This is a genomic window from Streptomyces canus 299MFChir4.1 (assembly GCF_000383615.1).
GTDB lineage: Bacteria > Actinomycetota > Actinomycetes > Streptomycetales > Streptomycetaceae > Streptomyces > Streptomyces canus_C.
In genome coordinates this window covers 83434-105309 of the sequence record NZ_KB911604.1, presented here as the reverse complement: position 1 = coordinate 105309, position 21876 = coordinate 83434, and the positions used below count along the sequence as shown (strand labels likewise).

The 21876-nt window shown below is 66.7% G+C and carries 21 protein-coding genes, 3 pseudogenes and 1 riboswitch; of the genes and pseudogenes, 15 read left to right on the top strand and 9 right to left on the bottom strand.

The window, feature by feature from the left end; genetic code table 11:
- The first annotated feature begins 49 nt into the window (after window positions 1–49).
- The 3 genes from H293_RS0134610 to H293_RS0134600 all read left to right on the top strand — a co-directional run bounded on the left by H293_RS0134610 (window position 50) and on the right by H293_RS0134600 (window position 4355).
- Window positions 50–1612: a long-chain-fatty-acid--CoA ligase gene (locus H293_RS0134610; protein WP_020122398.1), complete on the top strand. Its 1563-nt coding sequence runs from the start codon at window positions 50–52 to the stop codon at window positions 1610–1612.
- Between the two features lie 120 nt (window positions 1613–1732).
- Complete coding sequence (locus H293_RS0134605) at window positions 1733–2995, top strand: MFS transporter (RefSeq protein ID WP_033415974.1); 1263 nt, start codon at window positions 1733–1735, stop codon at window positions 2993–2995.
- 511 nt (window positions 2996–3506) lie between these two features.
- On the top strand, window positions 3507–4355 hold the full coding sequence (locus H293_RS0134600) for a 3-hydroxyacyl-CoA dehydrogenase (RefSeq protein ID WP_020122396.1): 849 nt from the start codon (window positions 3507–3509) through the stop codon (window positions 4353–4355).
- A gap of 233 nt (window positions 4356–4588) precedes the next feature.
- Here the strand turns inward: H293_RS0134600 and H293_RS0134595 are convergent, their stop codons facing one another.
- Window positions 4589–5179: a TetR/AcrR family transcriptional regulator gene (locus tag H293_RS0134595; RefSeq protein WP_020122395.1), complete on the bottom strand. Its 591-nt coding sequence runs from the start codon at window positions 5177–5179 to the stop codon at window positions 4589–4591.
- Window positions 5180–5389: 210 nt separating this feature from the next.
- On the opposite strand from H293_RS0134595, the gene H293_RS0134590 reads away from it, so the two are divergent.
- The 4 genes from H293_RS0134590 (at window position 5390) to H293_RS0134575 (ending at window position 9533) form a co-directional block, all read left to right on the top strand.
- Window positions 5390–6229: a patatin-like phospholipase family protein gene (locus H293_RS0134590; protein ID WP_078612752.1), complete on the top strand. Its 840-nt coding sequence runs from the start codon at window positions 5390–5392 to the stop codon at window positions 6227–6229.
- 287 nt (window positions 6230–6516) lie between these two features.
- Window positions 6517–7443, top strand: coding sequence for an SDR family NAD(P)-dependent oxidoreductase (locus H293_RS0134585; RefSeq protein ID WP_020122393.1), 927 nt, complete (start codon window positions 6517–6519; stop codon window positions 7441–7443).
- A 43-nt stretch (window positions 7444–7486) separates the two neighbouring features.
- Window positions 7487–8461, top strand: coding sequence for a hypothetical protein (locus H293_RS0134580; protein ID WP_020122392.1), 975 nt, complete (start codon window positions 7487–7489; stop codon window positions 8459–8461).
- Window positions 8462–8702: 241 nt separating this feature from the next.
- The gene (locus tag H293_RS0134575; protein ID WP_028808451.1) at window positions 8703–9533 is read left to right on the top strand and encodes an SDR family NAD(P)-dependent oxidoreductase; all 831 of its coding nucleotides are present in this window, start codon (window positions 8703–8705) and stop codon (window positions 9531–9533) included.
- A gap of 145 nt (window positions 9534–9678) precedes the next feature.
- Here H293_RS0134575 and H293_RS50555 read toward each other — a convergent pair.
- The 5 genes and pseudogenes from H293_RS50555 to H293_RS53885 form a co-directional block, all read right to left on the bottom strand.
- Window positions 9679–10095, bottom strand: a pseudogene (locus tag H293_RS50555) (YcnI family protein); the annotation flags it as partial.
- A 38-nt stretch (window positions 10096–10133) separates the two neighbouring features.
- Window positions 10134–10649 (bottom strand): hypothetical protein, encoded by a 516-nt coding sequence (locus H293_RS0134565; protein WP_259294587.1) that lies wholly within the window; start codon window positions 10647–10649, stop codon window positions 10134–10136.
- 8 nt (window positions 10650–10657) lie between these two features.
- Window positions 10658–10843, bottom strand: a pseudogene (locus tag H293_RS60520) (HoxN/HupN/NixA family nickel/cobalt transporter); the annotation flags it as partial.
- A gap of 198 nt (window positions 10844–11041) precedes the next feature.
- Window positions 11042–11551: a hypothetical protein gene (locus tag H293_RS60515; RefSeq protein WP_259294586.1), complete on the bottom strand. Its 510-nt coding sequence runs from the start codon at window positions 11549–11551 to the stop codon at window positions 11042–11044.
- 66 nt (window positions 11552–11617) lie between these two features.
- On the bottom strand, window positions 11618–12217 hold the full coding sequence (locus H293_RS53885; RefSeq protein WP_020122387.1) for a hypothetical protein: 600 nt from the start codon (window positions 12215–12217) through the stop codon (window positions 11618–11620).
- A gap of 558 nt (window positions 12218–12775) precedes the next feature.
- On the opposite strand from H293_RS53885, the pseudogene H293_RS61745 reads away from it, so the two are divergent.
- Together H293_RS61745 and H293_RS0134535 are read left to right on the top strand one after the other, a co-directional pair.
- Window positions 12776–13784 (top strand): annotated as a pseudogene (locus tag H293_RS61745) (IS701 family transposase).
- Window positions 13785–13824: 40 nt separating this feature from the next.
- A complete protein-coding gene (locus H293_RS0134535) occupies window positions 13825–14973 on the top strand; it encodes a Fic family protein (protein ID WP_020122386.1) in 1149 nt (382 codons plus the stop codon).
- 550 nt (window positions 14974–15523) lie between these two features.
- On the opposite strand, the gene H293_RS58605 is transcribed toward H293_RS0134535, so the two are convergent.
- A complete protein-coding gene (locus tag H293_RS58605; protein ID WP_020122385.1) occupies window positions 15524–15682 on the bottom strand; it encodes a hypothetical protein in 159 nt (52 codons plus the stop codon).
- Window positions 15683–16155: 473 nt separating this feature from the next.
- Between H293_RS58605 and H293_RS0134525 the strand changes: the two genes are divergently transcribed.
- From H293_RS0134525 to H293_RS0134510, 4 genes are all read left to right on the top strand, one after another.
- A complete protein-coding gene (locus H293_RS0134525; RefSeq protein ID WP_020122384.1) occupies window positions 16156–16791 on the top strand; it encodes an ATP-dependent Clp protease proteolytic subunit in 636 nt (211 codons plus the stop codon).
- Window positions 16792–16798: 7 nt separating this feature from the next.
- Complete coding sequence (locus H293_RS0134520) at window positions 16799–17104, top strand: hypothetical protein (protein WP_020122383.1); 306 nt, start codon at window positions 16799–16801, stop codon at window positions 17102–17104.
- 416 nt (window positions 17105–17520) lie between these two features.
- A riboswitch (cyclic di-AMP (ydaO/yuaA leader) is annotated at window positions 17521–17654 on the top strand.
- 3 nt (window positions 17655–17657) lie between these two features.
- A complete protein-coding gene (locus tag H293_RS0134515) occupies window positions 17658–18131 on the top strand; it encodes a C40 family peptidase (RefSeq protein ID WP_020122382.1) in 474 nt (157 codons plus the stop codon).
- A 94-nt stretch (window positions 18132–18225) separates the two neighbouring features.
- Window positions 18226–18834 carry a DUF6328 family protein gene (locus tag H293_RS0134510; protein ID WP_020122381.1) on the top strand — a complete coding sequence of 203 codons (609 nt, stop codon included), beginning with the start codon at window positions 18226–18228 and terminating at the stop codon, window positions 18832–18834.
- Between the two features lie 35 nt (window positions 18835–18869).
- Here the strand turns inward: H293_RS0134510 and H293_RS0134505 are convergent, their stop codons facing one another.
- Window positions 18870–19328, bottom strand: a complete 459-nt coding sequence (locus H293_RS0134505; protein ID WP_020122380.1) for an ATP-binding protein — start codon at window positions 19326–19328, stop codon at window positions 18870–18872.
- A gap of 213 nt (window positions 19329–19541) precedes the next feature.
- Between H293_RS0134505 and H293_RS0134500 the strand changes: the two genes are divergently transcribed.
- Both H293_RS0134500 and H293_RS55505 read left to right on the top strand, forming a co-directional pair.
- Window positions 19542–20402, top strand: coding sequence for a helix-turn-helix domain-containing protein (locus H293_RS0134500; RefSeq protein ID WP_020122379.1), 861 nt, complete (start codon window positions 19542–19544; stop codon window positions 20400–20402).
- Window positions 20403–20411: 9 nt separating this feature from the next.
- Window positions 20412–20633, top strand: coding sequence for a DUF397 domain-containing protein (locus tag H293_RS55505; protein WP_078612751.1), 222 nt, complete (start codon window positions 20412–20414; stop codon window positions 20631–20633).
- A 40-nt stretch (window positions 20634–20673) separates the two neighbouring features.
- Here the strand turns inward: H293_RS55505 and H293_RS0134490 are convergent, their stop codons facing one another.
- Window positions 20674–21801 (bottom strand): 8-amino-7-oxononanoate synthase, encoded by a 1128-nt coding sequence (locus H293_RS0134490; RefSeq protein ID WP_020122377.1) that lies wholly within the window; start codon window positions 21799–21801, stop codon window positions 20674–20676.
- Window positions 21802–21876: the final 75 nt, after the last annotated feature.

Below are 21876 nucleotides of genomic sequence, written 5' to 3'. Positions count from 1 at the left end.
GACCGAACCTGCCCACCGGCGTCTCCTTGCCGAGTACCTAGGACATCACATGCCCCAGTTCAATCTCGCCTCCCTCCTCGACGACTCCGTCAAGCGGTACGCCGAGCGCACCGCGCTGGTGCTCGGACCACACCGCCTGAACTATGCCGACCTCGGTGCGTCCACCAACAGGGTGGCCAACCTCTTGGTCGCTCGTGGCATCAAGCCGGGGGACTCGATCGCCCTGATGTGCCCAAACCTGCCCCAGTTCACGATCGCGTACTTCGCCATCCTCAAAGTGGGCGCGACAGTCGTCCCGTTGAACGTTCTGCTCAAAAGAGGTGAGGTCAGATATCACCTCGAAGAGGCCGGCGCCAAGGCTCTGCTCGCATTCGAGGGGACCCCCGAGCTGCCCGTCGGGGCCGAGGCGGTCGCTGCCGCCGAAGCATGCGAGACATCTCCCGACGTCCTCATCGTCACAGCAGACCCCGCGGCCGCGAGTGGATTCGAGGGCATCGAGACTCTCGCAGCCGCCGCCGCGGGGCACTCCCCGGAGTTCGACACAGTGAGCACCGACGAGGACGACATCGCAGTCGTACTCTTCACGTCAGGCACGTCGGGCCGACCCAAGGGTGCGGAGCTGCGTCACCGCAACATGCGTGACAACGCGCTCGCGGCCAGGGCACTGTTCGACATCGACCCGTCTCGCCCCGACACCTACCTGGGCGTCCTGCCCCTGTTCCACTCCTTCGGACAGAGCGTGGTCCAGAACGCCGCGGTGGCCAACGGAGGCACGGTCGTGATGCTCCCGCGCTTCGAGGCCGCGTCGGCATTGGCTTCGATGCTGCGCGAGTCCGTCACCTTCTTCGCCGGCGTCCCGACCATGTACTGGGCCATGCTCCACGCACTGGACGAGACGGTCGACGGCGCAGGCCTCGCGGCCCGTCTGCGGGTGGCGGTCGCCGGCGGATCAGCGCTCCCGATCGAGATCCATCGCGAGTTCGAGGCACGGCTCGGCGTCACCATCGCGGAAGGGTACGGCCTCTCCGAAACGTCGCCCGTCACATCATTTTCGCGGCTCGGCGAGCCGGTCCGGCCTGGGTCCATCGGCATACCCCTTCCCGGTGTCGAGATGACGCTGCTGAAGCCTGGCTCGTGGCACGAGACGCAGTGGACCCCCGACGCCGTCGGTGAGATCGCCGTCCGCGGACACAACGTTTTCAGGGGCTACCGTGGTCGGCCCGACGCGACCGCCGAGGTCCTGCGCGACGGATGGTTGCGCACCGGCGACCTGGCCCGCCGTGACGAGGACGGTTGGTACTACATCGTCGATCGAGCCAAGGACTTGATCATCAGAGGCGGGTTCAACGTCTACCCGCGCGAGGTCGAGGAGTCCCTCATGACCCACCCGGACGTCTCCCTGGCCGCGGTCGTCGGCGTTCCGCACGACTCCCACGGTGAAGAGATCAAAGCGTTCGTCGTGGCCGAGCCCGGCGCTGAGCTGAAGGCGTCAGAACTCATCGACTGGGCCAAGGCGCACATGGCCTCATACAAGTACCCGCGTCTGGTCGAGATCGTGGGCGCGCTGCCCATGACGGCGACGGGGAAGATCCTCAAGCGCGAACTCCACTAGAGCGTGGGCTCGGCGTAGACCGGCGTCTGGCCCACTTCCGCAATCGGTTTCCCTGAGGGGTCTGACGCTGCGCTGCGGGGGCACGGCGCAGCTGCTGCTCTCTCTTCACTGGAGGAAGTCATGTCGAACGCTGAAGTCGCCGAACGGAAGACGCCCCATTCAACTCATGTGACGTTGCGTCGCGTGCTCATCTCGCTCATCATCCCCACGACGGCGATGTACGCGATGGTCAACGGCATCCAGCAGGTGCTCGTTCCCGCCCAGGTCGAAGCCATCGATGCGGCGGACAAAGTGGGCAGCCTCGCACTTCTCACGACCTTCGCCGCCATCGGCACGCTCGTCGGCATCCCATTCGGCGGCGCCCTGTCGGACCGGACACGATCACGCTATGGCCGGCGTGCGCCGTGGATCGTCGTCCTCTCCGGCATCTCGGGCGTGCTCATGATCGCCATGGCTGTCAGCCCCAACCTGCTGGTGCTGGGCATCGTCTACTCCGTGCTGTGGCTGGTGCTGAACATGTACCTCGGCCCGCTGTTCGCGATCCTGCCCGACCGGGTCCCCGAGGACCGCCGGGGCCTCGCCTCATCCATTGTCGCGCTCGGCACGCCACTGGGTGTCTTCGTCGGTGTCCAGATCGCCAGCCGCGCCGGAGCATTCTGGGGCTACGCCGTCCTCGCCATCGTGCTGTTCGTCTCCAGCCTGGTTCTGGTACTCAGCGTTCGCGAGACGTCCACACTCGACATCGTTCGCGAACGGAACGTACGAATCCAGCGCCCCAGCGTCTGGTCATTCTTCGAAGCGTTCCGATCCCGCGACTACACTCTCGCGTTCACCAGCCGCTTCGCGCTGTTTCTGTCGTACTACACCGTCAGTGGCTACTTGTACTACACGATGAGTGACTACATCGGGATGGAAAACCTGCCGGGCGAGAACGTCGCCGTCGCGGTCAGCACTCTGTCGACCATCAGCGTCGTCGCGTGGATCCTCGTCGCCACACTGTTCGGCTGGCTTGCGGACAGGCTGGATCGCCGCAAACTCTTCGTGGGCATCTCCGCCATCGGGCTGGCCTGCAGCATGCTCATTCCGATCTTCGTACCGACCTGGACCGGTATGGTCATTTATTCGGTCTTCCTCGGCATCAGCATCGGTACGTACTTCGCGGTCGACCTCGCGGTCATGTCTCTGGTACTGCCGAACAAAGAGACCGTAGGGCGCGATTTCGGCATCCTGTCGGTCGCGACGGGCCTGCCGCTCACCATGTCGGGAGCACTCGCGGCGGCCCTGATCACCTACTTCGGTGGCTATGCGGCGCTCTACGCCTTCGGAGTCATCGCGTCCCTGATCTCCGGCGTGACCATATTGTTCATCAAGTCGATCCGATGAAACGATGGTCCAGTCGTCAAGGGCACCCCTCCCACGACGGTCTGTTCACGGCCGGGCCCCTGACGCATGCGACGACTCTGACGGGTAGGCCCCGGGGCATGCTCAACGCCGCTCCCTCGGCACGAACGAGGATGGTCCGCCCGGACCGGGACCATCCTCGTCGTTCTCGGCGGGGCTCTGTTCACCGACGGACCAGACACCACGATGGTCGGCGTCGCGTTGTCCTCGGTGGGCCGCGAGTTCGGCATGGCGACCTCGACCCTGCACTGAGCGGTTTCGGTCTACGTGCTGGGGTACGGCGGACCGCTGCCCAGCCGCCGGCGAACCTGACTGGTGCGATTGCCGCGACATGTGCGCTCCCGCGGCTGACCTCGTCGGAACGCTCACAGTTCTCTTGGTCTCAGGCGGAACGGCTCGGTCCCGAACCTGTTCGTGTGTCTGTTCCCGCCGACCACCCCTACGTGGGGAACGCAAGGTCCATATCTCGCAGTTGACATACCCAGGAGCTCAAATGCCAAGCATCAACAACATCACCGTCGTGGGCGCCGGAACCCTCGGTGCCCAGATCGCCTACCACAGTGCCCTTTACGGGTTCCCCGCCGTCTTGCACGACATCACCGAAGAGGCTTTGCTCGCCGCCCGCACCCGCATGGACGAGCTCGGCGGTCACTACCGCGAAGCCGGCGTGGCGGCGGACCAGGTCCAAGCGGCCCTCGGCCGTGTTCAGTTCACCACCGACCTCGCGCTTGCCGTGGCCGATGCCGACCTCGTCATCGAGGCCGTTCCGGAGGTACCGGACCTCAAACGCGACGTCTACGGCAAGCTCGCACAGATCGCACCTCCGAGGACCATTATCACGACGACCGCGTCGAGTCTCCTCCCGAGCGAGTTCGCCGCGTACACAGGCAGGCCTGACCGTTTCCTGGGGACGCACTACTCGAACCGGATGTGGTCGGCGCGCATCGTCGAGATCATGGGCAGTCCGCTCACCGATCCCGCGGTGGTCGAGGTGGTCGTCGCCTTCATGGAGGCGACCGCCCTCCTGCCCATCCGGCTGCGTAAGGAGTACCCGGGGTATGTGCTGAACGCGCTGCTCATCCCGCAACTCGTCGCCGCCGGGAAGCTGTGGGTCAACGATGTGGCCGATCCGGAGACCATCGATCTGGCCTGGCGCACCAACGGCCCGGCGCCCCTCGGCCCGTTCCAGGTGCTCGATATGATCGGACTGGTGACGGCCTACAACGTCTCTGTGATGTCCCCAGACCCGGATGCCCGCGCCTTTGCCGCCGCCCTGAAGGAGCGGTACCTCGACAAAGGCAAACTGGGCATGTCGACCGGCGAAGGCTTCTACAGGTACTGACGCCTAGACATATCAGGAGAAAGACGCGTCCTGAGCCGACCGCCCCCGGGGCGGTCGGCTGGTAATGGCCCGGACAGACATCCCAGCCTGCGGCCCGCCTCAACGACGACGTCGAACGTCTGACGGCCCAGGCCGGAGTGCGCCGCAGGTGTGGTTTGCCGTCGTAGACGTCCAGGATGACGGCATAGCAAGCCTCGACGAATCGACGGCCCCCGTCGGAGGGGGTTGGCCCGTCATCGAGGGTGCACCGGCCGTTGAGCTCGTCCGTCGGCGATGGTCGTCACGAGGGTGTCGACCAGTTCGTCGGCGGAGGTGTGCCACGTTCCGGTGGCGAAGTAGCCGCTCAGTTCCGCGGCGATGATGCCACTGACGCCGGTGAAGAGCAGGCCCCCGTATCGGTGGACGTCACGTTCGTCGACGAGTTCGGAGACGATCGCCAAAAATTTTTCTTGAGCACGGCAGGAGGCGTTGATCAGCATCCCGGTTTCTTCGCCGGCCGGTGCGCCGAACATCTGTCGGTAGCGATGGGGACAGCGGCGGCCGATCGTGACCAGCACGGCGAGGGCGCCTCGGAGCCTGTCCGACGGGCTGCCCTGCTGCGCTGCGATTTCGTCGCCCAGACGTTCCCAGCCTTCCGCGGCGACAGCGGCGAGCAAGCTCTCTTTGTCGGCGAAGTGCCCGTAAGGGGCACCACGGCTTACGCCTGCCCGTGCGGCGACATCCCGCAGGGTCACCGCTTCAGGGCCTCCCTCGTCGAGCAGCTCGGCGGCCGAGTCCAGGAGGGCGCGACGGGTGGCGGCTGCGGATTCTGCGCGACTGACCATAACCGCATATTACAGATGACAGCGTCATACCGTCGGGTTGACACTGTCACATGAAGACTCTAACCTCGACCATATGACATCGTCACATGAGTGAGACGCTGCCATACCCGGCCGTCTGCCGCAAGTGCTGCCGGACCGGCTCCTCGACAGAGTCCTCGCACTTCTTCTTCGCCCTCGTTACGCGACCGACTAGACAGCGCAGGTGTACGCATGAGCACGGCATTGGTTCTTGGTGGTGGCGGACCGGTCGGTGTGGCCTGGGAACTCGGCCTCCTCTCCGGTCTGGATCTTCCTCGTTGCGAGCTGGTGCTCGGCACCGCCTCGGGCTCGATCGCCGGCGCGTGGTACGCCTCCGGGGGAGCGGACGACGTGGTCGGGACGCTGAGCAGGCTTGCCCACATGCTCATGCCGCCGCCTGGTTCGGGAATCGGATTAGCTGTTCTAGAGGCGCTGGCGGCTACGGCCAGCGCCGCGGACCCACGCGAGCCCAGCCGGGCCCTGGGCGCTCTCGCGGCCGAGGCCGACACCGCGTCCGCCGAGGAGGTGGTCACGCTCTTCCACAGCTTGGTCGGAAGCGACTGGCCGGACACCTTCGCGTGTACGGCCACGGATGCCGAGTCGGGTGACATCCACACCTTTGACAGCAGCTCGGGAGTATCCCTGGCTCGCGCTGTCGCGGCGAGTTGCGCTCTCCCTCTGGTCCTGCCCGTAATCGGGATCGACGGTCGGCGCTACATGGACGGCGGCATGCACGACCCGCTCAACGCCCAATTCGCCCGAGGCCATGATCTGGTCATCGCGGTCTCCTGCTTGCCTTACCTCGACCTCGATTCGGAAAGGGTCCACCCGACCACACGTGCCCAGCAGGCCAACGTCGCACCGGTCCTCGCCGAGCTCCGGGCTGCGGGAAGTCGTGTCGAGGCCATTGAACCGGATGAGGAATTCCGAGTCCTCAGCGCCGATGGCCAGGGGCTCCTGGATGCCTCGCGGATCGGTGACGCCTACGCGGCCGGCGTCCGGCTCGGCGCAGAGCTGCACGGCACCTTCTGACGTCCGGCTTCCAGCCGGACCACTCAATGTTCCTGCATTACACGGAGTTTGACACCATCCATCGCCGTCGACGTGATGCACCGCGACGGTGGTGCACAACGGGCCCAGATTCATAGGTTCATGGGGCAGCGAATCCTCACTGGGCATCGCACCGGTCCCGCCGGTGCGACACATACGTCGGTCGGTGCGTCAGTCCCTGCTGTGGTGCCGACTCGAACGTTCCCCACATCATGCTCGGCGCGGAGCACTGCTCGGCCCGAGCCGCACACTCGCTCCTAGGCGGAAACATGTCCCACACCATCATCATGACCGGCGCCACGCGAGGGCTTGGCCGTGCAGCGGTTGAGCACATCCTCGCCGGCAGCACCGACGCCCACCTCGTGCTGTTGACCCGCGGAACCGCGGGAGCGGAGCTCGCCGACGACCTCAGTCTGCGAGGGCACACCGTGACGTCGATTTCGACGGATCTGTTGTCGCTGGACAGCGTCCGCGCAGCCGCCGACGAGGTGGCTCGCAGGCTCGACGACGGAGAACTGCCGCCGCTGCGCGGACTGGTCAGCAACGCCGGCTTGCTGTTCACCAATGCCGTCACGGAGAGCCCGGACGGATTCGAGGCAACGTTCGCCGTCAACGTGCTGGCCAACCACGTGCTCATCCGCCGCCTTCAAGACAGGTTCGACGAAGCGTCGCGGATCGTGATCACCGTCAGCGATGCCCACTTCGGCGACTTCCGGCACAACATGGGCATGATGCCCGGCCCGTCGTGGCAGGATCCAGCCCTGCTGGCCCGGATCTCGGCTTTCCCGAAGCCGGACACAGTGGCTGCGGGAGGAACCGCGTACGCCACCAGCAAACTGGCCGCCATCTACCTCATCCACGAATACGCCCGGCGCCTGCCGCGCGGAGTCGATGTCGTCGGCTACAACCCTGGCTTCGTGCCCGGCACCGGACTCAACCGCGACGCCGGGGCGGCTGTGCGATTCGTCATGCGAACGATCATGCCGTTGACGGCCCGGACCCCCCTGGCATCAACCCAAGAGGAAGCCGGTCGCGCCCTCGCCGACGTCGTTCTCGGTCTCACACCTGCGCCCTCCGGCTCCTACGTGGACCGCACCCGCGAAGCCCGCTCTTCAGCGGAGTCCTACGACCCCGAACGCGAACAACGACTCTGGACGGCCGTCGAGGAGCTGACCCGCCCCTTCGTCACCGTCTGATGACGGAGGCAAGGGCACGCTTGCAAGAGAGCGAGTATCGACTGTGACGATCCCGAACGCCGCGTTCCCCATGTTGATTGCGCGGTCTGACGACTCTTCGCCCGGAGACAGGCGGGAGCGCAACGAGGGAAACATCATCGACCGTCAGGGCCAGCCGATCGAGCGACCTGACCTCACGCCGTCGCTCAACGCCCTGGAAAGCAACCCGAACCTCATGTTCGAGCACTGGGGCGAGTTCTGGCGCAAGGTGCACGGGCCGAGAGTGATCCACCGTGATGCGGCGGAAGGCAACATGATCGACGGAGTCTCGAACTACCATCAGATTCATCGTCTCGCGGGTGCGCCTTCTTCGGCATTCCCACCCCCCTATAGACCGCTGGTGGACGGCGACGGATTCCTGTATCCGTACATCTGGGACAAGGTCCCGGCGTACAACCGGCCCGCCTACGACGGTCTCGCCTATGTGGCGGCCCCGACTGTCAAGGAACTCGTTCCTTTCGGCTACAGCAGCCAGGCCGTGGAAAAGATCAACCATGAAGGAGCGCTTTTCAATCGGAGCTGGACAGGATCATTGTCTGCCGAGTACGTGATCATTCCTAACGATGCACCGTCTTTCCCTCCGATATGCACTGTGCATGTCCACTACCGAAGGGCCGGCGGGCAACGCGAACTGCAAGAACACTTGCTCCATCGACACAGTGTTGTCATTCGAAGCGGCAGCCTCGCACAGACGCTCATACAGCGATTCGCGTACCTCTTAAACATCAACAAGAGTCCGGACGGACCGTTCTTCAACGACCGGGGAAAGCGGGTCGACGCGATCTCGGTGACGTATTTCCGGAACATGGGTGACTGCGAAACCTACTTCGGCTCGGAAGAGTACCAGACTGTGCAAAATCGTGAGAACGGCTTTCTCGACAATGAGCGGAGTGAATGGTGGACTGGCATCGTCTACCCGTTCATCAATCCGCGGTCAGAGGTAGCCACGGCCCGGGACAGCTCTGTCCGATGGGACTGATCGGGACGGTGCGGATCGTGACCGGTGGGTGAGGCGATGAGCGGCATCTTCTGGCTCACCGAGCCGCCGTCGCGGCCTTCCAGCGCGCCGCCCATTCCGCTCCCTTAGCGACTACAGAATCTCGAGGGGGTGTCGGGTCATGGTCTTGGCTTAACGACATCGCTTCGAAGTTCGAAGTGATATATGTTTCGAACCCCGAAATGATTCGGGGGCGTCACTGCTTCATACAAGGAATTGAATCATGACAACTTATGATGGAATTACGGCCTTGGTTACCGGAGCCTCCAAAGGAATCGGAGCCTGCTACGCCCGACAGCTCGCAGCGCGCGGCGCCAACCTTGTCCTGGTCGCCCGCTCCGAGAGCGCCCTGGAAGAGCTTGCGTCACAGCTGAGGTCGGCCCATAACGTTCAGGTGGACGTCATCGCCGCCGACCTGTTCGACCGCGATGCGCCGCGCACCGTCGTGGATGCCCTGACCGAACGAGGCATCGAGGTGGACCTGCTGATCAACAACGCCGGCCTCAGCGCCGTGGGGCCATTCCTCACACGGCCGCTCCAGCCCAACATCGACTCGGTCGACCTGAACATCACCACGTTGATGGGCCTGGTGCACATCATCGGCGCCAGGATGCTTGAGCGAAACCGCGGCGGAATCATCAACGTCTCTTCAGTCGCGGGCTTCCAGCCGATGCCGTTCCAGGCCAGCTATGGTGCGACGAAAGCGTTCGTCCTCTCCTTCACCGAGGCCCTCGCCGAAGAACTCCGCGGCACACGCCTGCGCGTGATGGCCGTTCACCCCGGCCCGGTTGACACGGGCTTTTTCGACGGCACCACAGCGAAGTTGAACCCGAAGGCCGTCACTCCGGAGCGCATTGCGGCCAAGTCTCTTCTCGACTTCGAGCGCGGACGGACGGCATCCTTCCCCGGGGGCCTCAACGATCGCGCGAATGCGCTCGCGTCACGGTTCCTGACCCGTAAGCGGGTGGTACGCATCAGCGCCAGCTTCAACCGCAAATCCGGCCTCGACGCCGTCAGCGACGTCAACAGCCCCGCTTCTGACAAGGCTCGGTGAACGAAGGGTTGCCCTGTCAACTGCTGATCTTGTTGGTTGAGGGGCAGTGGGTGGTGGAGTGAGCTGAGAAGGCCTTCAGCGGCGGCCTCCAGCATGGCCCAGCAGGTCTGGCCCTGCCCGGCAGTTGCCCACCGGGGCCGTGGCCGGTGTCCTCAGGCAGCTGCCCGAAGGCGACGTCGAAGTCCTCGTAGTGCCCGGGGTCGATCTTGCCGCCGGTCCAGGTGACCTCGGAGACGGCGTCGGAGATGGTGCCGTCGTCGGTCTTGACCGGCGTCTTGAGCTTCGTGTTCGTGACCTTGGCGCTCCAGCCGTCGCGCGGGGAGACGAGGACGCCGAGGACGGGGTGGTCGGTGGGCAGGAAGACCTGGACCTTGGTGGTGGAGGCGGTGCCCTCCTCGTTGGGGACGCGGAAGGTCAGGACGCCGTCGGTGGCGCCCTTGGCGTAGCTGTCGGGGTGGACGGTGACGTGCGCGGAGGCGATGCCCGCGGCGGCCAGGACTCCGGCCGCGGCGAGAGCGGTGACGGCCCCGGCGCGGCGCAGCGTGATGCGTACTCGGGACATGGGTGGGTCGATCTCCGTACGGGAAGGGCGTGTCGGGGTCAGATCGGGAACGCGCTCCCGGGCGGCCCGCGCCGCTGCACCGCGTGCCGCAGCAGGAGGCCTCTGAGCAGGCGCGGTCCGTCGGCCCACCGACGCGGTCCTACGACGTCCCGCACATCCGGCACCAGCCGTACCCCGCCGCTCACCAGCCACCAGGTCAGTACCAGGGCCACCACGACATGAGCGGCGGTGGCGTGCGGGGTCAGGGCATGCGCGTGGGACATGCGCATGCCCTGCATGCCCATCGTGGCGTGCGGCCGGGCGGCACCGTACGCGAGGTGCAGTGCGCCCTGGGCGGTGAGAGTGCCGATGCCGATGGCCGCCAGCGACCGCTCCCGGCGGCCCAGCAGGTAGCCGGCGCCGAAGACCGGCACGAACCCGGCGGCCTGCACCCACACGGGCAATGCCGTACCGGTCGCCAGCGCGTGACCTCCGGCGGCGAGCAGCACGCACAGCGCGGCGAACACCGCCGCGCGCAGGCTCCGTACCGCCGGGGACGCACTCACGCCGCGCATGCTGTTACGGGCAGTCCGGCTGCGGCACCACCGCCCGCCATCATCATCAACGCGACCTCGGTCGACGTGTCGAAGCCAAGGCCGAAGAGAAAGCAGATCAGGTAGATCTAGCTGGGCCGGGTGACGGGCTTGATGAGGCGGCCCAGGATCCGGCTCGCGAACCCGTGTGAGGCCGGGTGCCGTTGGAGTTCCTTCCCGAGAGGCAAAAGGTGTTGAGCGGAGAGGTCACGGTCTCGTTCACCTCCCGTCTCGGTATGCAGGGAGGGCTGAGGACAGCGCGGGCGATAACGGTATCGCCTCCGTCGGCGATCGCCATCGCAGTGGCCAGGGCGTGAGAACTCGAAAAGCTCGACCCCGAAGAGTGGATCTGAGCCTCCTCGCCGTCGTTCGCTTCATCGCGGGAGCTTCGCAGTTCGTTCGGGGTGAGCCGCGGTGATGTACCGCATGGCGGTCTGCGAGGAGATGCCGAACAGGCGCATCAGGTGGAGCGGGTCGTCGACCTCAAATGCCTCGTCACGGATTCGGTCCTGCCGCAGCGTCGGCATAGTGAGGCCGGTGGGCCGGAAGATGTTGGTGAACGTGATGCCGATGGGCGAGTGAGTGGTGTCTACCGCAGTCCATCGGTTGATCAGCAGATGCGGGTTGGTGGTCACCGGCCAGCGGCGATGACGTTCACGGAGCCACACGGAGGCGCAACGGTAGGTAAGTTCGTCCAGATAGATGATGTGGCGTTTCCCGGGGCGCCGGACGATGAGGCGCTCACGGGACAGGTCGAGGTCGGTGAGTAGCAAGTGGCGCATGTCGGTGCCACTGAGCGCGTGAATGCAGACCAGCACCATCACGAAGCGTTGGAAGTCGTTCTGCGCGTGGCTGAGGACGTCGGCCAGCCGGTCCGAGGGCACGGAAGGCGGGGGCTTGTTGATCCCTGCGAAGACGAGGCCACGGGTGGGATCGCGGAAGATCACGCCTTATTGCCGAAGGGCCCGGAACACGTTCCGAAGGACGATGTGGATCGAGCGAGCCGGCGTCCCCTTGCGGGTGGCGATGGCCCGCTTGATGTCGTCCTCAGTGATCTCGCGCAGGCTCTCGATACCGTTCGCGAGCCACCCCTCGAGGATCGGGCTGAGCACATGCCAGTAGCGGGCGATGCTCCGGTAGGTGCGGCCGGTGTGTTCCCACTTTCCCTCTCCGCGCACGGCCTTGATCCAGACCGAGAGTTCCCATGCGATCGTCGCGGGCAGTGCGGCGAGCTCGGCCTCCAAGCGCTTCTGCTGTGCATCCCGGCGAAACTCGGTATCCGGGATCAGCAGGCCGCGTGATTCCAGGAACTGGGTGACCCGCCGCCCGCTGAACTGCAGGGGGCGGTTGTCGACCAGGGTCCGGATGTCGGACTCCAGCAGCGGGGCATCGGCCCCGAGCCAGGACACCAAGACGGCCAGGGTGCGCCGAGTCTTGGTGGCAACGAACTTCGACCACATCTCCCGCTTCATCACGCTGTCGAGGTCAGCGAGCAGCAGCTGGGCCGAGTCCGTGGGCGTTGGCAGATCCTGCCGTTCCAGCTTGACCACCGAGCTCCAGTCTCGCCGGAGCTCGAACAGCCTCTCCTGCCCAGGGCCCATCAGGTGCTCGGAGACAGGGCGACGCGAAGTAGGCGGGAGCACCTCCGAGCGCGGCAGGCTTGGAGGTGCTGGGACCGGTGAACCGAGCCACAGCTGCGTTCCGCACCGGGTGATGTCCCCTGGGCCGTGGATGCCTACGTGCCATCGGCATCCACGACAGTGTCCGTCGGCGAGCGGCAGGCCGACGCGGCGGCATCGGTCGCACACTCCCGTGGAAGCGGTGCTGCTTCCTTTCGTCCGGGCGAAGGATGAGCAGGGCTCGCAGATGGCCGTTATCTTCGCTGCAAACCGAGGTCCGCGAGGCTCACTCCCCGGACCGCGACACCCTGGACATGTGCTGGCCCGTGGTCAACGCGGTTCTCAACGACCTCGCCGACTCCCAGCCCGAGGCAACCTGACGACACACGCACACCACCCCGACCCCGCCCTGCGCACGGCTCGTCAGACGAGCCTCAGCAGGCTGCCCGGCATCCCCAGCAGTTCCCGCACCCATGCAGGTCGTGGCGGATGTGTTCGCCTCGGTGCCGCGCAAGGATCAGCGGGTCAAATGGCGAGTGCGATCTGCGGGGGCTGATGCTGGACGGCCGACGTAAGTCGATCCAGCCGATGGCCGCGCGTCTGCCGGACGGGAACATGCAGGCCCTGCAGCAGTTCGTGAACCAGTCGGTGGGATCCGCTGCCGATCAGGCAGCGGATCGCCGAGCGGCTGTCCGAAGTGGTCAGGCCGGAGGTGTGGGTGATCGACGACGTGTCGTTCCCCAAGTGCGGCGGGGCGTCGGTCGGGGTGGCCCGCCAGTACTGCGGAGCGGTCGGCAAACGGGCGAACTGCCAGGTCGCCGTGAGTGTCCATGCTGCCACCGACACCGCCTCGTGCCCCTTGGCGTGGCAGTTTCTGCCGCGGGAGTGGACGGACGAGCCCGACCGCTGCCGCAGGGCAGGCGTCCCCGACGGCGTGGTGCACCAGGAGAAGTGGCGTCTCGCGCTCGGCCTGCTGGACACACTCGCCCAATGGCAGTTGCAGGCGCCGGTCATCGTGGCCGACGCCGGCTACGGCGTCAGCGACCACGACCGGTGCCAGCAACTGCCACTGTTCCCCGAGTTGTTCGACAGTGTCCTGAAGGACGCGGGGCAACAAGGTCGTGCTCAGCGGGATCCTCATGCCGCGCATGAACTCATCATGAACGGGTGGGTGCAGACCTGCCGGCCCGAGCTGCTGGACCGCACCCTGATCTGGAACCACCGCCACCTGCTTCACGCACTACGGGAATTCGAAGAGTTCTACAACTCCTACCGACCCCATCAGGGCATCGCCAACGCCCGCCCGCTGCACCCGCTCCCCGAACCGATCACCGATCCGGACGAAATCGCCCGCCTCGACATACATCGAACCGACCGACTCGGCGGCCTCCTCCACGAGTACCAGCATGCTGAGTGGCCAGGCCGGATGAGGTTTCCGGCAAGGGCACAGCTCTCGCGGCCCACACTGCCTGCGATCACGACACCGGCCCCACTCTAGCGTCATCGACAGAATGACACCCTGTTGGTATCATTTCATCATGCTGTACGAGACGCCCCACCTCACTGTTGCCGACCATCACGTCTTGGACGAGATCGCCAAGATGCGTCGTGACTTGCGCCATGCCGTGCAGCAAGCACCCACCAAATGGACCCTTGACCTGAGGCGCCATCTGACTGCATCAGCCATTGCCGCCTCCAATACGATCGAGGGTTACGAGGTCGACGCCCGGGACGTCGCCGACCTCATGGACGACGCCCAGGAGAAGGTGGATGTCACCGAGACGAACCGCGCGGAGACTGTCGCCTATCAGCAGGCGATGACCTACATCCAGTCTTTGCACGGCGCCCCCGATTTCGAGTACAGCAAGGGCCTGCTCAACGCCCTGCACTGGATGCTGCAGGGCCACCACCACCCTCGCAAGCTCGCCGGGCAGTGGCGGCAGGGTCCAATCTTCATCACCGCAGTCGGCGACCCGCACGCGACGGAATACGAGGGGCCCCACGAAGACGATGTGGCTCACCTAATGGGTGAGCTGGTCGACTGGCTCAACACCGGCGACATGGATTCCGACCCGCTGGTGCGCGCTGCGATGGCGCACTTCAATCTCGTCAAGATTCACCCGTGGGTTGATGGCAATGGCCGCATGTCCCGCTCCCTGCAAACTCTCCTGATCTCTAGAGAAGGTGTTCTCGCGCCCGAGTTTTCCTCCATCGAGGCATGGCTGGGCATGCCCGGTCACACGTGGGACTACTACAAGGTGCTGCGCGAGGTCGGCGGGCCTGTCTACAGCCCGCAGCGAGACACCGCTCCATGGATACAGTTCAATCTTCGCGCGTATCACGAGCAGACCCAGAGTGTGCAGCATCGCGTGAACCGATCCAACATGTGCTGGATCCAGCTCGACGAGCAGCGAGACGCCCTTGATGTTTCCGAGCGTCAGGTCACCGCTCTGCATGAAGTCGCGATGACTGGACGGGTGCGTCGTTCGCGGTACGAAAAGGCAGAAGGGATCAGCGAGCAGCAGGCGCAGCGCGATATGCAGCATCTGATGCGTCGGGGGTTGCTGACGCCCGTTGGCAATACTAAGGGCCGCTATTACGTACCTGGTGATCGCTATCCGCAGGAAGTTTTGGCCACTGCTGCCGCCCGGCACACCATCCGCGACCCCTACCACGGAGTCGCCTGATCATGGCCACCGCGGAGTGTCTGGTGCGCCCGTCCCGGGTAGGCGTCGCGGGTGGGCGGTCGGGTTGAGACGGCTGCCCAGGTGTCGTAGTCGCCGTCGTTGCTGCAGTGCTGTCCGAGGTCGTCGGCGCACATGCGCGCTCGGTATAGGCCGCCGGGTTCGTCCTCAGGGGCCGGTAGCGGCCTGTCCATTGAGCCGACGGTGATGAGGACGTGGTCTCCGTCGTATGAGATTCGGCCTGCGAGGCCGTGGCGGTGTCGGGCGGTGATGTCACGAGTTCGGTGAGCACGGCGAGTGCGGACTGGGGCGTGCTCGCATGGAGCAGGGTTGTGAGGAGTGCGGGGAGCACCATTGCGGCGAAGCGGTGGGAGCGACGTTCTGCTTCGGCAGGGCTGTGTTCGGGGCCGATTCAAAACTCGATGGAGTTCTCCGTGCCGGGTGTCTGCAGTGTGGCGGCGGTGACGGCACGATCACCGCCGAGTACATCCGGCGTCTACGGATAACCCAACGACGACCGCAGGGGCGGCTCGGCGCTGATCGGGGGCATAGCTCAGCGGCCGGCGCGTCGAGCGCCTCGTGGCCGCGGCTCCGGGGGCGCTTCCGCCGCACGCAGCGCCGCCGTGATCGGCTCGGCTTCCTCGCACAGCCGGGCCACTTCTTCACGGACCTTCTTCTCCCAGGCGTCCAGCAGACCCAGCATGGACGGCATCAGCCATCTCCACGAACGTGACGCGAGCGGACGAATGCCCGCACTCTCCCGCCAGCAGCCGGAGTTCATGCCTGTACCTGCAGGAACCCAGCGATCGCACGGAATGCGGATGGCTCCTCAGGCACTCCAATGGGCCTTCTGAGGCATTCCTTGAGGATCCAGTCGGTCAACCGACGTACGACGGTGAAGAGCCGAGCCTCCCGCACCCGTTGACGGACGCTCAGACCGCGGCGAGCCGCGACACGCTCGCCGATCAAGCTGGCCAGCAATCGGGAGAACAACCGGCGAAGTCCCGGAGGTTAGGGCGACGACGCCCCCGGCAAACGGTGACAGGAACGTGAGACAGGAGCCCCCACAAGGTGCCGAAAAACACCTCTGACCTGGGAACTTTACTTGATCACTAGAACCGGGACCCATCATAACGTCACGTACGTCCTGTACATTTTTTACAGACGCCGAAGGAGGGGTTACCCATGGCCCGACCGACCGCCCGTTACGTCCTGCCCGAGTTCCATGAGCGCACGAGCTTCGGGCAGAAGTCGATGGATCCGTACTCGAAGCTGCTGGAGGAGCGGATCGTCTTCCTCGGGACGCAGATCGACGACATCTCGGCGAACGATGTGATGGCGCAGTTCATGTACCTCGAACACCAGGCCCCGGACCGGGACATCGCCCTGTACATCAACTCCCCCGGCGGCTCGTTCAGCGCGATGTCGGCGATCTACGACACGATGCAGTACGTCAGTTGCGACGTGGAGACGACCTGCCTCGGCCAGGCCGGCTCCTCCGCGGCGGTGCTGCTCGCGGCGGGCACCCCGGGCAAACGGTCCGTGCTGCCGGGCGCCCGGGTGGTGATCCACCAGCCCGCGCTGAGCGAGCCCGTGCAGGGGCAGGCCAGTGATCTGGCCATCCAGGCAGACGAATTGCTCCGGGTGCGGGCCCGCCTTGAGGAGATGCTCGCCCGGCACACCGGGCGCAGCCGCGAGCAGGTGAGCGCGGACATCGAGCGGGACAAGATCCTCGACGCGCAGGGCGCTCTGGGCTACGGCCTGGCGGACGCGATCGTCCCGAGCCGTAAGTCCTCGCCCACCGCACCGGGCGAGAGGTGAGCCCTCGATGGTGCCGGATCTTCCCCCGCTGCCCGCGCTCACGCGCGCCGAGGGCGAGCTGATCGACCGTTATCTTGACGTGGTCGACCTGCTGGGCCGGATCAACCCGGCCCGGCGGGAGGACACCTACGGCGGACTGCGCGCGGCCCAGGCGCTGGTGAGCAGGGCGGCCGAGCTGCGTGACGCGTTGGCACTGATGCACGGCCGGGGCGAGCGAGAACTGCACGCCGAGACACTGGCGCGGGCCCTGCGGGTTCTGGACGGCGAACGGCGTACGGCCCGGGTCACCGTGCCACCCGAATCCGACAACTGACGCACCGGCAGCGATTGCGTACGCCCCATGGTCTGACGGAGCGTCCGGGGCGCGGTTGAAACGGACCAAAAGGCGTACCGCCATTTGCAGGAGACGTGGCTCCTTTTTCGGGACCGCCGAGGTTGCACAACGCGCGTGGTTCAGGGAGGGAATAAGGAGTTTCTGTGCTGGTCGCGCGGCCCGTGGACCCCTCGACGCGCCTTCGCTAGCTCAGGTGTCCACCCGAACGGGTGAGTGGTGAGTAACAACACAAACCCCCGGTTCCATTGGGTTTTTGGGACATCCGTGCGCCAAGATCCCTGTCTGACGACAAGCCCCCGCCGCAGCGGCGGGGCGATCCGGGCGGACGCCGAGTCCTGCCGCCGCCCGGATGACCGGTCGACAGGAGTGGATCGGCAGGAGTGGAGGACCCAAGCAACGACGGGTCGCCGGAACGGTCACGCCATGACCGGGTCGAGCAGCCCTTGGGGTGAAGCCGCGTCAGCGGCCGGGCAACTTCGCCAGCCCGAATCCGACAGGTCATCCTTCACAGGCGGCTGACGAAGGGTTGCGCATGACTGCGCTCAATCGTGTCCCGTCGCTGATGGTCCGGGCCGGTACGGCCTCGGCCTTCGCCATCGCCGCCGTGGGCGGCTCCGTCGTGGTTCCGGGCGTCGCAGCCGACGCCGCCGCCGCGACACCGGCGACGAAGGCGCTCAAGGTAGCGGCCTCCAAGAAGGGCTCGCCGTACAAGTACGGCGCCACCGGGCCTCGCCGCTTCGACTGCTCAGGGCTCACGCTGTACTCGTTCAAGAAGGCGGGCAAGAAGCTCCCGCGCACGGCGGCCCAGCAGTACAACAAGACCCGCCACATCGGCTCGGGCAGCCGCAAGGCCGGCGACCTGGTGTTCTTCCACTCGGGTTCGAACGTCTACCACGTCGGCATCTACGCCGGGAAGGGAAAGATCTGGCACGCCCCGAAGACCGGGGACGTGGTGAGGCTGCAGAAGATCTGGACGAAGAGCGTCTGGTACGGCCGGGTCAAGTGACGCCCCCGAGGGGGCGGCGGCGACCTGACCTCCCGCCGTCCCCTCGGGTCTCCCGGGACGCGTGACACGGCTTCAGGCGGTTACTCGTGCCCGCATGGCCGACCACCGCCCGTGCACCGCCCGCAACGAGACCCCGCTGGAGCGCGCCGACCGCAACTTCGGCGAGCTGCTCCAGGAACTGCGCGTCACCCAGACCGGGGTGCAGATCCTCTTCGCCTTTCTGCTGACCCTGGCCTTCACCCAGCGCTTCCCGTCCCTCGACACCTTCCAGCGCGCCACGTACGTCACCACACTGCTGTTCGCGGTGCTCGCGGCGGCCCTCTTCACCGCGCCGGCCGCCCTGCACCGCTCGCTCTTCCAGCGCGGCGCCAAGGCCCGCATCGTGCAAGTCTCCTCCCGGCTCGCCACGGTCGGCATGGGCGTTCTGGTGCTCGCGTTCACCGGCTCGGTGCTGCTCGTGGTGGACGTGACGACGGGCCGGGCCGGCGGACTGGCCGCGGGCTCGGCGACCCTGCTGGTGTGTCTGGGCCTGTGGGGCCTGCTCCCCCGCCTGGTCCTGCGGGCGGGACGCGCCGAGGAGCACACGGCGGCGCGGGCGCAGTCGCAGCCGGCCCCCGGGCCGACGGAGCGCGAGGTGATCAGGCCGCGAGCGACGGTTCGGCCCGGAGCATCACCGCGAGAGCCGTCACCGCGTCTGCGATGACCCCGGGACACATGGCCCTGCCGAACTGATGTCTTCTACGGCTCCTGCTGCCCCGCGGCGGTGACCGGCTCCGCCGGTACCGTCCACGGGAGTTCGATCTGGACGGTCTTGCCGCCTTCGCGGGTGGGCCTGACTCTCAGCCTGCCGCCGCTCTCGGCGGCGAGCCAGCGGATGATCACCATCCCCCGACCGTTGTCCTGCTGGACCGCGGCGGGCAGCCGCTTGGGGAAGCGGGGGTGGCTGTCGGTGACCCCGATGCGCAGCTGTTCGTCACGGTCCAGCTCGATGTCCACCGTGAAGGTGGGTGACTGCCCGAAGGTGTGCTGTACGGCGTTGGTGGCGAGTTCGGAGACGATGAGCCGGACGGTCTCGGCGGCGTCCGTGGTCGGCGGCAGCCCCCACTCCGCCAGGGTGCTCAGGACATAGGTGCGGGCCGCGGAGACCGAGGCGGGTTCGCTCGGCAGAGTGACGGATGCTTCCAGGTGGTCTGCCATGGCGACGTCGTCCCTTTCCCACGGGACCGGAGTCCGACACGGTGCGGATGGTTCGAGTACGGTCCCGGACTGGTGGTTCATCGTCAGAGTGCCACCACGGAGGCCGTGACGGGTGCCGATCCACCAAGATGTGCATATATCTGTCGCTCGAAGCGGTGAACTCTGCGACGCGAGACCGTATTTGGGCGGCTCGTCAGGAGTAAGGAGGAGCGCATGCAGCACGGCCCCGCGGTGCGCCGGCGGAAACTGGGCGCCGAACTGCGTGCGTTGCGCGCGAGTGCGGGGCTCACCAGCGGTGAGGCGGCCCGGCTCGTGGGCTGGCACCAGTCGAAGGTGAGCCGCATCGAGACCGGTGCCAGCGGGGTGAAACCGGCCGATGTGCGGTTACTCCTCGACGCCTACCGCGTGGGGGACGCGAATCTGCGGGAGCTGCTGCTGGTATTGGCGGGCTCCGACGAGAGCGGCGGCCGGCACCACTGGTGGCACGCGTACCGGGGTGTCCTGCCGCCGACATACCGGGACTTCATCAGTCTGGAGTCCCAGGCGAGCGCGATGCGCACGCTGGAGACCTCGGTCGTGCCCGGGCTGCTCCAGACGCCCGAGTACGCCCGCGCGGTGACCCGGGCCGCCGTGGACGGCCTGGACGACGCACGTCTCGACGCGCTGGTCGAGGTCCGGCTGGCCCGGCAGGACATCCTCCGTGCGCAGCCGCCCCTGGAGTTGAGCGCGGTCCTGGACGAGGCGGTGCTGCGACGGGAGGTCGGCGGCCCCGAGGTGATGGCCCGTCAGCGCAAGAGACTCCTGGAGGCGGCCCGGCTGCCTCAAGTGCGGCTGCAGGTACTGCCGTTCACTGCCGGGGCGCATGTGGGTATCACCGGGCCTTTCGTAATCTTCTCATTTTCGCGCACTTCTGATCTGGATGTGGTTGTTCTCGACCACTTGACGAGTAGCCTCTATCTCGAGCGGAAAGAAGACCTCCAGGCCTACACCGAGGCCTTCAACACCCTTCGGATCCACGCCCTTTCGCCCGAGGACTCGTTGGATTACCTCGCCGAGATGGGTGACGGCGCGTAAGGAGGCACCATGTCCGCATTGCCTCGGAACGTCATCTCCAGTACACGATTGCCCGAAGTGCGCTGGCTGCGCAGCAGCTACAGCACTGGAGCGAACAACTGCGTCGAGACAGCGAGGCCGTCGGCCGGGCCGTGTGCCGGGCTGCTCGCCGTACGCGACTCCAAGAACCCGGACGGACCCGCGCTGCTCTTCTCCCCCGAGAGCTGGGCGGGCTTCGTGCGCGCGTTCTGACCGTTTCAGTCCGTTCGGCGCACGGCCGTGTCACGCCGACTCATGGTCGTGTCCCGCCGATCACCTGAACAGCGCGTTCGATCTGCTCCTCGGAGAGGTCCGCGCGGGCGGTCAGCCTGAGCCGTGAGATGCCGTCGGGCACGGACGGGGGCCGGAAACAGCCCACGAAGAGCCCGGCGGCACGGCAGTCGGCCGCCCACTGAACGGCCTCCTCCGGGGAGGGCGCGCGCACCGAGACCACCGCGGCGTCCGGACGTACCGCTTCCAGACCCGCGGCGGTCAGGCGTGCGTGCAGTCCGGTCGCCACCTCGCGCGCGCGGGCGGCCCGCTCGGGCTCACGGCCGAGCAGCCGCAGGGCCGCGAGGGCGGCTCCCGCCGAGGCGGGGGCCAGACCGGTGTCGAAGATGAACGTCCGTGCCGCGTTGACCAGATGTTCGACGACCCGTGCGGGGCCGAGGACGGCGCCGCCCTGGCTGCCGAGCGACTTGGACAGCGTGACCGTGACGACCACGTCGTCGGCGCCCGCGAGTCCCGCCGCCTGCGGGGCGCCGCGGCCGCCGGCGCCGAGCACGCCCAGGCCGTGGGCGTCGTCGACGACCAGGCCCGCGCCGTGCTCCCGGCATGCCTCGGCGAGGCCGGCCAGGGGTGCCGCGTCGCCGTCGACCGAGAAGACCGTGTCGGACACGGCGACGGCGGGCCCCTCGTGGGTGCCGAGCGCCTTGCGCACCGCGTCCGGGTCGGCATGCGCGACGACCTGGGTCGTACCGCGGGCCAGCCTGCAGCCGTCGATGAGGGAGGCGTGGTTGCCAGCGTCGGAGACGATCAGGGAGCCGTGCGGCGCGAGCGCGGTGACGGCGGCCAGGTTCGCCGCGTAGCCCGAGGAGAAGACGAGCGCCGCCTCGAAGCCGCAGAACTCGGCCAGTTCACTTTCGAGCCGGGTGTGCAGCTCGGTGGTGCCGGTGACGAGCCGGGAGCCGGTGGCACCGGCGCCCCAGGTCCGCGCGGCGGCCGCGGCGCCCGCCACGACCTCGGGATGGCGGGCGAGGCCCAAGTAGTCGTTGCTCGCGAGATCGAGCAGCGGCGAGTCGGCCGGGCGTGGCCGCAGGGTCCGCACGAGTCCGGCCCGCCGGCGCGCCGCCGCCTGCTCGTCGATCCAGCCGAACGCCATGGGTCCTCCGGGGCTTTTGTAGACAACGGACAGACCCTAGCGGCAGCAAACGCTACCTACGGTGTGGCAATACCC

What these genes read in the sequence shown, in the direction of transcription:
- H293_RS0134610 (WP_020122398.1), top strand. Translation starts at nt 50, where the DNA reads ATGCCCCAGTTCAATCTCGCCTCCCTCCTCGACGACTCCGTCAAGCGG.
- H293_RS0134605 (WP_033415974.1), top strand. Translation starts at nt 1,733, where the DNA reads ATGTCGAACGCTGAAGTCGCCGAACGGAAGACGCCCCATTCAACTCAT.
- H293_RS0134600 (WP_020122396.1), top strand. Translation starts at nt 3,507, where the DNA reads ATGCCAAGCATCAACAACATCACCGTCGTGGGCGCCGGAACCCTCGGT.
- H293_RS0134595 (WP_020122395.1), bottom strand. Translation starts at nt 5,179, where the DNA reads ATGGTCAGTCGCGCAGAATCCGCAGCCGCCACCCGTCGCGCCCTCCTG.
- H293_RS0134590 (WP_078612752.1), top strand. Translation starts at nt 5,390, where the DNA reads ATGAGCACGGCATTGGTTCTTGGTGGTGGCGGACCGGTCGGTGTGGCC.
- H293_RS0134585 (WP_020122393.1), top strand. Translation starts at nt 6,517, where the DNA reads ATGTCCCACACCATCATCATGACCGGCGCCACGCGAGGGCTTGGCCGT.
- H293_RS0134575 (WP_028808451.1), top strand. Translation starts at nt 8,703, where the DNA reads ATGACAACTTATGATGGAATTACGGCCTTGGTTACCGGAGCCTCCAAA.
- H293_RS0134565 (WP_259294587.1), bottom strand. Translation starts at nt 10,649, where the DNA reads ATGCGCGGCGTGAGTGCGTCCCCGGCGGTACGGAGCCTGCGCGCGGCG.
- H293_RS0134535 (WP_020122386.1), top strand. Translation starts at nt 13,825, where the DNA reads ATGCTGTACGAGACGCCCCACCTCACTGTTGCCGACCATCACGTCTTG.
- H293_RS58605 (WP_020122385.1), bottom strand. Translation starts at nt 15,682, where the DNA reads ATGCCGTCCATGCTGGGTCTGCTGGACGCCTGGGAGAAGAAGGTCCGT.
- H293_RS0134525 (WP_020122384.1), top strand. Translation starts at nt 16,156, where the DNA reads ATGGCCCGACCGACCGCCCGTTACGTCCTGCCCGAGTTCCATGAGCGC.
- H293_RS0134520 (WP_020122383.1), top strand. Translation starts at nt 16,799, where the DNA reads ATGGTGCCGGATCTTCCCCCGCTGCCCGCGCTCACGCGCGCCGAGGGC.
- H293_RS0134515 (WP_020122382.1), top strand. Translation starts at nt 17,658, where the DNA reads ATGACTGCGCTCAATCGTGTCCCGTCGCTGATGGTCCGGGCCGGTACG.
- H293_RS0134510 (WP_020122381.1), top strand. Translation starts at nt 18,226, where the DNA reads ATGGCCGACCACCGCCCGTGCACCGCCCGCAACGAGACCCCGCTGGAG.
- H293_RS0134505 (WP_020122380.1), bottom strand. Translation starts at nt 19,328, where the DNA reads ATGGCAGACCACCTGGAAGCATCCGTCACTCTGCCGAGCGAACCCGCC.
- H293_RS0134500 (WP_020122379.1), top strand. Translation starts at nt 19,542, where the DNA reads ATGCAGCACGGCCCCGCGGTGCGCCGGCGGAAACTGGGCGCCGAACTG.
- H293_RS55505 (WP_078612751.1), top strand. Translation starts at nt 20,412, where the DNA reads ATGTCCGCATTGCCTCGGAACGTCATCTCCAGTACACGATTGCCCGAA.
- H293_RS0134490 (WP_020122377.1), bottom strand. Translation starts at nt 21,801, where the DNA reads ATGGCGTTCGGCTGGATCGACGAGCAGGCGGCGGCGCGCCGGCGGGCC.